Origin of the sequence: Mycobacterium sp. (assembly GCF_049280035.1) — a bacterium.
GTDB lineage: Bacteria > Actinomycetota > Actinomycetes > Mycobacteriales > Mycobacteriaceae > Mycobacterium.
Window position 1 is genome coordinate 1 of record NZ_JBAPPI010000090.1, and the last position, 10,766, is coordinate 10,766.

At 65.5% G+C, this 10,766-nt stretch carries 11 protein-coding genes, 1 pseudogene and 2 riboswitches; all 12 genes and pseudogenes read right to left on the reverse strand.

The annotated features are described in order from the left end of the window. Positions 1 to 2,396 (reverse strand): aminomethyl-transferring glycine dehydrogenase (gene gcvP, locus WAN71_RS02980; protein ID WP_422223900.1); only part of this gene is annotated, 2,396 nt, incomplete at its 3' end. 44 nt (positions 2,397 to 2,440) lie between these two features. Then, positions 2,441 to 2,561, reverse strand: a riboswitch (glycine riboswitch). After that, a riboswitch (glycine riboswitch) is annotated at positions 2,562 to 2,659 on the reverse strand. A gap of 55 nt (positions 2,660 to 2,714) precedes the next feature. Beyond that, positions 2,715 to 3,497, reverse strand: a complete 783-nt coding sequence (locus WAN71_RS02985) for a hypothetical protein (RefSeq protein WP_422223901.1) — start codon at positions 3,495 to 3,497, stop codon at positions 2,715 to 2,717. Positions 3,498 to 3,657: 160 nt separating this feature from the next. After that, entirely contained in the window at positions 3,658 to 4,293 is a 636-nt protein-coding gene (locus tag WAN71_RS02990; RefSeq protein ID WP_422223902.1) for a MerR family transcriptional regulator, read from the reverse strand. A 252-nt stretch (positions 4,294 to 4,545) separates the two neighbouring features. Then, positions 4,546 to 5,040 (reverse strand): bifunctional nuclease family protein, encoded by a 495-nt coding sequence (locus WAN71_RS02995; protein WP_219069199.1) that lies wholly within the window; start codon positions 5,038 to 5,040, stop codon positions 4,546 to 4,548. A gap of 107 nt (positions 5,041 to 5,147) precedes the next feature. Beyond that, on the reverse strand, positions 5,148 to 5,891 hold the full coding sequence (locus WAN71_RS03000; protein ID WP_422223903.1) for a MerR family transcriptional regulator: 744 nt from the start codon (positions 5,889 to 5,891) through the stop codon (positions 5,148 to 5,150). Next, positions 5,891 to 6,364, reverse strand: coding sequence for a glycogen accumulation regulator GarA (gene garA, locus WAN71_RS03005; protein ID WP_422223909.1), 474 nt, complete (start codon positions 6,362 to 6,364; stop codon positions 5,891 to 5,893). Before garA ends, WAN71_RS03000 begins: the two co-directional genes overlap by 1 nt. Before the next feature lie 193 nt (positions 6,365 to 6,557). Further along, on the reverse strand, positions 6,558 to 6,953 hold the full coding sequence (gene gcvH / locus WAN71_RS03010) for a glycine cleavage system protein GcvH (RefSeq protein WP_422223904.1): 396 nt from the start codon (positions 6,951 to 6,953) through the stop codon (positions 6,558 to 6,560). Between the two features lie 36 nt (positions 6,954 to 6,989). Beyond that, entirely contained in the window at positions 6,990 to 7,835 is an 846-nt protein-coding gene (locus tag WAN71_RS03015; RefSeq protein ID WP_422223905.1) for a DUF881 domain-containing protein, read from the reverse strand. A 16-nt stretch (positions 7,836 to 7,851) separates the two neighbouring features. After that, a complete protein-coding gene (locus WAN71_RS03020; RefSeq protein ID WP_422223906.1) occupies positions 7,852 to 8,184 on the reverse strand; it encodes a small basic family protein in 333 nt (110 codons plus the stop codon). Positions 8,185 to 8,239: 55 nt separating this feature from the next. Next, entirely contained in the window at positions 8,240 to 9,163 is a 924-nt protein-coding gene (locus WAN71_RS03025) for a DUF881 domain-containing protein (RefSeq protein ID WP_422223907.1), read from the reverse strand. Next, the gene (locus tag WAN71_RS03030) at positions 9,150 to 9,773 is read right to left on the reverse strand and encodes a CDP-alcohol phosphatidyltransferase family protein (RefSeq protein WP_422223908.1); all 624 of its coding nucleotides are present in this window, start codon (positions 9,771 to 9,773) and stop codon (positions 9,150 to 9,152) included. Before WAN71_RS03030 ends, WAN71_RS03025 begins: the two co-directional genes overlap by 14 nt. A gap of 27 nt (positions 9,774 to 9,800) precedes the next feature. After that, a pseudogene (gene secA2, locus WAN71_RS03035) lies at positions 9,801 to 10,766 on the reverse strand (accessory Sec system translocase SecA2); the annotation flags it as partial.

A 10,766-nucleotide genomic window follows, 5' to 3' on the forward strand; every position in this document is an offset into this window, starting at 1 on the left:
GTGTAGAGCACCGGGTAGTACTCGTCGAGCCGGCGGGCGATGTAGTTGGCCGAGGTGATCGCAACCAGCGACGCGGCCCGCAGGCCCGGTGCACCCATCATCCGGATATACGCCCAGGTGATCGGCAGAATCGACGCTGACCCGTACGGCGCCGACGACACCGGAGGACCCTGCGGCAGGTCGTCGGCCAACGGATGCCCGGGCAGGAACGGCGCCAGATGCGAGCGCGCCGCCACCGGTCCGACGCCCGGACCGCCGCCGCCGTGCGGGATGCAGAACGTTTTGTGCAGGTTCAGGTGGCTGACGTCACCGCCGAACTTGCCGGGCCGGGCCAGCCCGACCAGCGCGTTGAGGTTGGCACCGTCGACGTACACCTGCCCGCCCGCGTCATGAACGGCGGCGCAGATCTCGGCGATATCGTGCTCGTACACGCCGTGCGTGGACGGGTAGGTGATCATCAGCGTCGATAGCCTCTCGCCGTGTTCGCTGACCTTGGCCCGCAGATCGTCGAGGTCGACATCGCCGTTGTCGCGGCAGGCCACCACAACTACCCGCATGCCGGCCAACGCCGCGGACGCGGCGTTGGTGCCGTGCGCGCTGGACGGAATCAGGCAGACGTCACGTTGCGGTTCGCCGCGGCTGGCGTGGTAGGCATGGATCGCCAGCAGCCCTGCGTACTCACCCTGCGATCCCGCGTTGGGTTGCAGCGAGACCGCGTCGTAGCCGGTCATCTGCACCAGCCAGGTCTCCAGCTCGGCGATCAGGCGCCGCAGCCCCGGGGTGTCCGACGCCGGGGCGAACGGATGCTGGTGCGCGAACTCCGGCCAGGTGATCGATTCCATTTCGGCCGCGGCGTTGAGTTTCATCGTGCAGGAGCCGAGCGGAATCATGCTGCGGTCCAAGGCAAGATCTTTATCCGCCAGCGCACGCAGATACCGCATCATCGACGTCTCGGTGCGATACCGGGTGAACGCCGGATGGGTCAGAAACTTCGAGGTCCGGCTCGCCCCGAAGTTGACGCCAACAGCGCCGTGCCTAGCGGCTGATACACCGAAAGCCGCCAGGACCGCTGCAACGTGCTCGTCTGTAGTCACTTCGTCGCAGGCCACCGACACGTGGTCGGCGTCGACGCGCCATAAGTTGATGCCGTTTGCCTTAGCGGCGGCGACCACCTCGTCGGCGCGCCCGGGCACTTGGGCCAGCACGGTGTCGAAGTACGTGTCATGCACCAGCGCGTCGCCCAGCGCCGCAGCGATCGTCTCGGCATGGGCGTGCACCCGCTGGGCGATCCCGGCCAGCCCGTCCGCGCCGTGGTAGCTGGCATACATCGCGGCCATCACCGCCAACAGCACCTGCGCGGTGCAGATGTTGCTGGTCGCCTTGTCCCGACGGATGTGCTGTTCGCGCGTCTGCAGCGCCAGGCGGAACGCGGGCGACCCATCCGTGTCACGGGAGACACCGACCAGCCGGCCGGGCAGTTGACGAGCATGCTTGGTGTGCACCACCAGGTACCCGGCATGCGGACCGCCGAATCCCATTTGCACACCGAATCTTTGGGTGTTACCGAAAGCCACGTCGGCGCCGATCTCTCCCGGCGGAGTGAGCAACGTCAACGCCAACAGGTCCGCGCCGATGGCCACCAATGCTCCGCGATCGTGTGCCTCCGACACCAGCGCAGACCAGTCGGTGACCCGCCCGCTGGCGCCGGGCAGCTGCGCGATGACGCCGAAGAACTCGCCTCCGTCCGGCAGATCAGGCAGACCACAGCGCAGATCAGCAGTGACAATCTCGATGCCCAGCGGCTCGGCGCGGGTGGCCAGCACCGCGGCGGTCTGAGCGAACACGTCAACGTCGACAGCCAGCCGGTTGGCAGTGTTTTTTGCCGCCCCCGGCACGGCACGAAGCATCAGCGTCATCGCTTCGGCGGCTGCGGTGCCCTCGTCGAGCATCGACGCGTTGGCTACTTCGAGTCCGGTCAGGTCGGCCACCATGGTCTGGAAGTTCAGCAGAGCTTCCAGCCGGCCCTGGCTGATCTCCGGCTGGTATGGGGTGTAGGCGGTGTACCAGGCCGGGTTCTCCATGATGTTGCGCAGCAACACCGGCGGCGTGAGCGTGTCGTAGTAACCCTGCCCGATCATCGACACCGCGTCGGTATTCGCATCGGCCAGTGCCCGCAGCTCGGCCAGCGCCTGCGGCTCACTGGCCGGCGGGGGCAACTGATCCAGGCCGGGCGCGGCGCCGGTGTCGGTCAACTTGTCGAGGATGCCGGCGGGCACCGCGCGACGCGCCAACTCTTCCAGGGAATCGACACCGATGACCTCGAGCATGGCCGCGACGGCGTCGCTGTCCGGGCCGATGTGCCGGTCGGCGAAAAGCGGGTTGGCGTAGTCGGACACTCTCAGAACTCCTGACGCGAGGCGGAACTGCACGCGTGGTGCGTTCCTCTCCCTCTGTCGTCTACCCGAACCGGGCGCCTGAGAGATTCGACATCCGCGCCGACGCGATGTCTTTCCCCATGGGCGGGCGACCCAATGCAGGGCCACCGCTTTCCAGAGGCATCGTGGTCTGGCGCGGTCCGGGTGCCTGAGAGGTTGACGGAGAGGTGTTGCTCCTTCGGCGTCCGTGGCTGGCCGTCACGGAACTCTCCCGCACCAGAGCGATGCGAAACCGATCTTACCCGCCGAATATGCCGGCAGGCGGCCGCGACGGTATTGCTAGGTGGCCGTACGGGCTTCCGTCTCGCCGGGGTGCTGTCCGGGGCGCTGCGGCACGACAATGATCGCCGCCACGATGAGGGCCCCGATCACAGCGGAAGCCAGCGGCCGGCTCACGTCGAGGCCGCCATTGCTGACGGGCTTGTCGAGCAAATCGCCCACGGTTGCGCCCAGTGGCCGGGTCAGAATGAAGGCGACCCAGAACAGCGTGACGCGCGACACGCCTGTCCAGTAATACAGGGCTGCGATCGCGGCGAGCCCGGCAGCGAACACCAGCGCACCACGCTCGTAACCAATCCCACCTGTGTCGGCGAGCCAATCGCCGAGTGCGGTGCCCAGGGTCTGCGAAAACGTGATTGTGGCCCAGTAGAAGCCCTCCACTTTCGGCGTCGAAACCGTATTCACCGACACCGTTCCCGTCGACCAATGCCAGAGCCCCAAAGTCGCCAGCACACAACACAACAGCAGAACCGATCCACCCGTGTAGCCGATACCGAGCGATCGGTCGGCGAAGTCGGCCAACGTCGTGCCGAACGTCGTTGAAGCGACGATCGTCGCCCAGTAGAGAACCGGGTGGAAGCGCTTGGCGGAGATCTGCGCGGCGACGAGCGCCACCAGCACGACAGCGAAAAGCGCGACGCCGGCCAGATAGCCCCAATTCAGCGTCATCGTTACGGTGTCCCCGCCGGTCTCGCCGAGAGTCGTCGCCAAAACCTTGATGACCCAGAAGCCCAGGGTGACTGCCGGTACCTTGCTTAACGCCTGTTTCGTCACGTCATTCACGGGTGGCCTAACGCCTTCATGCATGGGTAGGTGTGCCCGAGTGGATTTCTAGAGGCGAGCACCGAGACCGACGGTACGCAGCGGAATTGCGATGATCCCCAAAATACGGGTGAGTTGGTTGCAAGTTGAAGAAGACTTTTCCCGCTGGTAAGGCGGCCGGCTAGCCGATTTTGCGGTCGCGGTGCTTCCGGCGGGAGGCGAGCTCGTCTTCCGGCGCGGTGATCGACTCGCCGCCGTCAGCGCGCTCGCCGGGGAAGTCCGCGATAGCGCCGGTCAACTCCCGCATCGCTCCGGAGACGGCGATGCCGAACACGCCCTGTCCCCCCTGCAGCAGGTCGACGACCTCTTCAGCCGAGGTGCACTCATAGACCGTGGCGCCGTCGGAGAACAGCGTGATATTGGCCAAATCCTGCACACCGCGCTGGCGCAGATGGTCGACCGCGACGCGGATGTTGTGCAATGAAATGCCGGTGTCCAGCAACCGCTTGACGATCTTGAGCACCAGGATGTCTTTGAATGAATACAGCCGCTGGCTGCCGGATCCCGCCGCGCTACGAATCGATGGCACTACCAGCGACGTGCGCGCCCAGTAGTCGAGTTGGCGGTACGTGATGCCGGCGATTTGGCACGCACTCGGGCCCCGATAGCCGACCAGCTCGTCGGGCACCGAGTCGTCGGGGAACAAGCCGGCTTGCACAGGTTCGCGGACGGCTGGTTCGGGGCGGCTTGCTGCGGTGTCGTCGATCGCGGTGACGGACTCGAGATCCAATTGGTCCTGACGTGGTTCGTCTCCCACGGTGCTTCCTCTCGCCGATCACGCTCGTACGGGCTGCCGGTAGCCGCGGTTGCTCAGCCGAGTGCTTGTGAGCATACGCTTTTCGACACGCTGTGGTGTTGCTAGAACTAATCAGTCGAGATCAAAGTATGGCGGTCGTGGCGATGACTCCACGCTATCCAACGGGCGTGTCGAGGTCGAACTCGCAGATGAGACGCATCCGTGATGTTGCGGCTGTCGCGGATCAGGTTGCTGACGTGCGGCGGAGACGCCCTAGGTGGCCTTGAAATCGTCGGGCGACACACTGTCCAAAAACTCTTTGAACTTCTCCACCTCGTCCTCGCGGACCGCCGTGGAGGGCTCGTCGTCGCTCTCGTCAGGAATCAACAAGCCCGCCTCCGCGAGAACCGCCTCCTCGACATAAATCGGGACGCCGACCCGCAAAGCGATGGCCACCGAATCCGATGGCCGCGCTGAAACGGTGATGTTGCGGTCGAAGATCAGATCGGCGTAGAACGTCCCTTCTTGCAAGTCCACGATCCGCACCTCTTTTAGCGAATGGCCAAGCGCGGCAATGAGATCCCGGATCAAATCGTGGGTCAGCGGGCGTGGCGGCTCGACTCCCTGCTGTTCAAGAGCGATCGCTGCAGCCTCGGATTGGCCGATCCAGATCGGCAGATACCGGTCACCGTTGGCCTCGCGGAGCAACAGCACCGGCTGGTTCTGCGGCTGCTCGACGCGAATGCCGACAACGCGAACTTCACCCATCTGTGTCTGCCCTCCGCACGTGCTGCCGTGTCCTTATCAGACCTGGCCCGACGCCGCGGTGGAAGACCAAGCCGCCGAACACAAGCTGTCGAGGAAAGTCTAGTCCTTTAACGGTGCAGAACGTCGCGCACTGCCGACTTGATCAACGACGTGTGCAACGTGATTGCCAGCGCGGCAACTTCCCGTGCCAGGTCATCGGCGCGGTCACGGGCGCCGGTCTTGCCGGCCTTGACAAGCGGGCCGGCGATTTGCGCGATCAGGTCGGACTGCCGATCAGCGGCCGAGCGGAATGCCCTTAAGTGACGCGGTTCGACCCCGTACTCGGCGAGCGCCCGGGCGCACTGCAAGATCACCACCGCGTGCTCGTCAAAGAACCCGCCCGGCCCGGTGGTGATCACCCCCGCCTTGAGCAGCGCGGTCAACAGTTCGGCGTCCACTGCCGAACGTTCGAGCAGATCTTCGCGGCTCAGCCGGATGCGAGTGGGTGCCACTGCTGCCGGGTCCGAGCCCGGCTCAGCAGGCGCGCCACTGGAGACCGACACCAATCGCGGTACACCGTAAGGCGATCCGGCGAGCGGCAACTCGCCATCCGGCTGGGCGTCTAGCTGGGCTTTGATCACTTTCAGCGGTAGGTATTGGTCGCGCTGAGCAGTCAAGATGAAGCGCAGCCGGGCACAGTCGTAAGCGGTGAACCGGCGATAGCCCGATGCCGCGCGCTGCGGGGTGACGAGACCCTCGGCCTCCAAGAAGCGGATCTTGGAGATCGTCACATCCGGAAAGTCTGGCCGTAGCAGGTCGAGGACCGCTCCGATCGACATCCCGGCCAGCGCGGGGGTCTCGGGCGCGGTCACTAGCTTCCGGGCCCTCCGTCGTCGTCACCGACCTTGGGGCCGGTCAAAAAGACCAGACGGAATTTGCCGATCTGCACCTCATCGCCGTTTGCCAGCACCGCCGAATCGACGGGCTCCCGGTTGACATAGGTGCCGTTGAGGCTGCCGACATCCACGACCTGAAACTCATCGGACTCCAGCCGGAATTCCGCATGCCGCCGGCTGACCGTGACGTCATCGAGGAAGATATCGCTGTCGGGATGGCGGCCGGCCGAGGTGGTCGGCTGGTCGAGCAGGAAGCGAGACCCGGCGTTCGGTCCCCGTTTGACGACCAGCAACGCCGAACCGACCGGCAGGCCCTCGACGCCCGAGACCGCAGTCTCAGTACCCGCTTGTGCGGGAGCGTCCAGTTCATTGAGGAAGTCGGCGCGGAAGACCGATGTCGTCTCCACGGTGACTTCATCAGAGGTCTGGTCGTTGTCCTTCTCCGTCACCCGCTGCTCCTCACTGGCCGCTGCTGCGTTGTCTGGTTGGGTCCGCTCGACCGGCTTCCCACCCGCCTTGACCGTCGATGTGTCGACCGTACCGCGCACGGCACCCCAATGTGCCCTGCCCCGCCGGATCGGCGGATGCATGTCCCCGCAGCGCGGCGCGCATTGCCGTCGGCGCAGGGAACCATAGCAAGGGTCATTCGGCCAGTGTGGCGCGGTAGGCCTCGGCGTCTAGCAGCGCCGCGAAGTCCTGCTCGAAGGACTGACCGTCGACTTCCAGTTCGATCAGCCAGCCGGCGCCGTAGGGATCGGAATTGACCAGCTGCGAGTTGCCATCCAGATCGCCGTTGACGGCAACGACTTTCGCCGAAACGGGTGCGAACAAATCCGACACCGACTTGGTCGACTCCACCTCGCCGAAGGACTCTCCTGCAGTCACCTCGGTACCGAGATCGGGCAGCTGGACGAACACGACGTCGCCAAGAGCCGACTGCGCGAAGTCCGTAATCCCTACCCGAACGGTGTTGTCCCCGGTACGGCGAACCCACTCGTGGTCGGCGGTGTAGTGCAAATCGGGCGGAATTTCGCTCACGGTGTTCCTGTTCTCCTCGTTTTACCGACTGGTCAATCACTTGACTGGCTGAGCGTATTGGCGTGGTTTTGGTTGCCGCAAGGCGGTGATGTCGACTTTGTCGCCCTGTTGGACCGACATAGTGCCACCGACGCGTTTGACACTGTCCACCGCGCCGCCGGGAATGTTCATCGCCGCTGCCAGCGTCGGCGGATCACCAATGGCCAGAACCGAATACGGCGGCATGAGAGTTTTGCCGTCGACGGTCAGCGCGCCGGGAGCACCGACGATCCAGGTGTCGACGCCGGCCCGCACCACCTGATGCCCGTCGCCGATCTGGATCGCCTCGGCGCCGGCCGCCCGTAACTCGTTGATCACGTCGAGCATCGCCTGAGGCGCCACACCTGGTCCGGGGTCGTCGATCCGCACGGTGACACCCGGACCGGTGGCCCCGACGGTGCCGATCAGAATTGACAGCGCGGCCAGCCGGGCCTGGGCATTTTGGATGGCGGCCTGATCGCTGCTGCCCGATGCTTGCAAGGCAGACAAGGTGCGCTGTAGCTCTGCGACTTCGGTGCTCAGCGCCGCTTCGCGTTGGTGCAGTGAATCCAGCAGCACCAGCAGGTCTGCCGGGCGGGCGGTGTCCAACGAGTCGCCGGAATTGTTCTGGCGGACCTGGGTGGCGATGGCGAGACCAAGCAACACGCACAGGAATACCGCCAGCACGCCGAAGATCGTGCGGCCGCGTCGGAGTATGCCGAGAAATCCGCGCGGCTGCAGCTCCCCGATCTCGGGTCGCGGCCGGTGCGGCGGCAGCTCATGTCGGCCGTGCTGCGTAGCCTCGTCGGCTTTGGCCTCCGCCTCGTTGTCTTGTGGCGTGGCTTCGGGATTGGGGTCGTTCATGTCGGCCTCATGCCAGTTAAGCCCCGAACAGCCGGCGCCGCAGCGCGGCGGCGTTACCGAAGATGCGGATGCCGAGCACGACGATGATTGCGGTCGACAGCTGTGTGCCGACGCCCAATTGGTCGCCGACGTAGACGATCAGCGCGGCGACCAAGACGTTGAACACGAACGACACCACGAAAACTTTCGGATCGAAAATCCGCTCCAGATAGGCCCGTAACCCGCCGAACACCGCGTCGAGCGCTGCGACCACCGCGATCGGCAAGTACGGCTGGACGACTTCCGGCACGTTGGGATGGAACACCAAACCCAGCACGATCCCGACCACCAGCGCCGCGATACCGATCATCGGTGCTCTGCTCCCCTCGCCGGCACTATGCCTCCTGCCAATTGAAGTTTCAGCACTAGGACCCAATCTTCTTGGCGAACTTGACATCTCGGACTGCCCCGGCGGGCAGCGTAAGGCCGTCGCGGGCGCTGACGTCGACACCGACGCCGTAAGACGTCTCCAAGAGCCGTAGCCGGCGCAAGCCGGGGCTGCTGTCGAAAACATCCTGCATGGCGTGCGGGGGTCCGACTGCCAGGACCGTGTATGGGCTGCTGATCGGATTATTGTCGACCAGAATCGCGCCGCCTGCCTGCCGGATGGTCACGTTCGGCCCGATCCGGACACCGCCGACAGAGATCGCTTCAGCGCCGCTGCCCCACAACGAATTGACCACCAGCTGCAGATCCCGGTCGAGAATGATCTGCCGGCTGCCGGCCACCCGCTGCTTGGACACGTCGGAAAGATTCGGACCGAGGCCGGGGTCGGTGACCGTCACGCTCAGACCTGGACCGGTGACCGGGGTGCTGGCGGCGGCCAGGCTGAGCCGGTCGAGGTTGGCGAGCAGTCGCCGGCCCTCGGCATCTTCGGCCAACGCTCGCCGCTGGACGTCATCGCGTTGCCCGGTGAGTGCGTTCCGGCGTGCCGTTAGGTCGCTTGTTGCCGCTTCCTCCGAGCGCACGCTGCCCGCCAGCACCCGTTGGGCCGTGCTGACCCCCGGCGCGACAAGCCGAGCCTGGGCGACAGCACCGGCGAACACCGTGGCCACCAGCAACGCCGCCAACGCTTGCCAGACCCAGTTCGAAATGCGAGCTCGACCGGTCTTCGGTTCGCCGGAGCTGTCCCGCTTGGCCGCTGCGGCCGCGTAACCGGGATCGAGGTGTTCGGAAAGCAGGGCACGCAGCAGCGATGGCACCGGAATGAACTGCGGTTGCCCCGCCTCGTGTGCGCTGAGGCCCGCGTAGGGGTCGTAACCGCCGAGCGCCTGATCACCCATCGACATCTGCCCTATTTGCCAGCGGCTTTCGGCGGCCGGGCCGCACCGGAGGCAGTCGGCGCATCACCAACACCACCTGCACCGCGTACAACACGAAGGACCACAGGTACATGTACAGGCCCCAGATCAAAAACGCCCAGCCGCAGGGCAGCACAACCCGACTCCACAACGCGTCCCACTGCCCCAACAGAATCAGTGGAAAGGCCGACATCAGGCTGAAAGTCGCGGCCTTGCCGATATAAAGCACCGGCAGCGCGGTGAACCCGCGGGTGCGCAGCAGGGGCAACTCCGCGGCCAGCAGCACATCGCGGGCCAGCAGCACGGCGATAATCCACCACGGGATGATGCCGCGCAGCCCGAAGACGATCGGAACGGTCACCATGTAGAGCCGGTCAACCGCCGGATCGAGCAGCTCCCCCAGTTTCGACGACTGGTTCAGCAGCCGGGCGATCTTGCCGTCGGCCCAGTCGGATGCGCCGCTGAACATCAAGACGGCCACTGCCCAGGCATTGGCGTGGGCAACCAGCAACAGGTAGACGAAGACCGGGATCAGCATCAGACGGATTCCGCTGAGCACATTGGGCACCGTCAGCAGCCGGTCGCTGGCGCGCTCCATGAGGCGTGACCTTAGCTCGCTTCAGCCTCAGCGGAAGATGCCGGGCAGGCTCAGCGCGGAAAGCGAGTCGTCGGACAGCGGGTTGTCGTGCACCATATACGTCCATGTCGACGTCGGGCGGGCCAGCTTGGACAGGTCCACGCCGGGCTCGTCCTCGATCGTCGGCGAGGTTTCGAAAGTCTGCTGGGCCGCTTCGATCGCGTCGGCGGCCAATGATGCGAACGCATCCACGGCCATCCGGTGGAATTCGTCCAGCGGGTTCTGTCGGCCGAGGGCGCGCAGGTGGATGCTCTCCCGGATGTCGGCCAGGTAGGCAAGGTGGTCGGCCCAGCCGCGGTCGAGGTGATACAGCATGATCAGCCGGCAGATCGTTTCCAGGCGATCATCCGACAGGGATACTGGTTCTTCAGCGAGCTCCTTGTACCGCTCGGGCGCCAGCCCGGCCAGCTCCTCGCGGGCGGCGGCGGTGCTGAGCAGCGTATTGCGCCGCTCCACGATGATGGCGCGCTGCTGAGCGATCAACTGGTTGTAGCGCCAGGTGTTTGCATGCACGTCGAGCAGCCGCCCCTCGGCGACCCGCTGGGCGTGCTGCAGCAGTCCGGCCACCTTCGAGCTGACGATGCGAGCGTCCTCGTCGATCTGGGTGGGCAGCTTGTTGGGTTCGAGGTTGGCCAGGGCAACGTCGTCTTCCCAGCTGGAGAAGAACACCGATGACCCAGGATCGCCCTGGCGGCCGGCGCGCCCGCGCAGCTGGTTATCCAACCGCTCGGTGTTGTGCCGGCCGGTGCCGATCACGTGTAGCCCACCCAGCTCGACCACCTTCTCGTGGTCGGCCTCGTCGGAGCCGCCGAGCCGGATGTCGGTGCCGCGGCCGGCCATTTGGGTCGAGACGGTGACCGCCCCGAGCTTGCCGGCCTCGGCGATCACCCCGGCCTCCTCGGCGTCGTTCTTCGCGTTGAGCACCACCGCCGGAACACCACGACGCTGCAGCCG

Bases quoted from the DNA above. Each gene is read 5' to 3' on its own strand.
- WAN71_RS02995 (WP_219069199.1), bottom strand. From the start codon at position 5,040: ATGGGTGAAGTTCGCGTTGTCGGCATTCGCGTCGAGCAGCCGCAGAAC.
- WAN71_RS03015 (WP_422223905.1), bottom strand. From the start codon at position 7,835: ATGAACGACCCCAATCCCGAAGCCACGCCACAAGACAACGAGGCGGAG.
- WAN71_RS03020 (WP_422223906.1), bottom strand. From the start codon at position 8,184: ATGATCGGTATCGCGGCGCTGGTGGTCGGGATCGTGCTGGGTTTGGTG.
- WAN71_RS03025 (WP_422223907.1), bottom strand. From the start codon at position 9,163: ATGTCGATGGGTGATCAGGCGCTCGGCGGTTACGACCCCTACGCGGGC.
- WAN71_RS03030 (WP_422223908.1), bottom strand. From the start codon at position 9,773: ATGGAGCGCGCCAGCGACCGGCTGCTGACGGTGCCCAATGTGCTCAGC.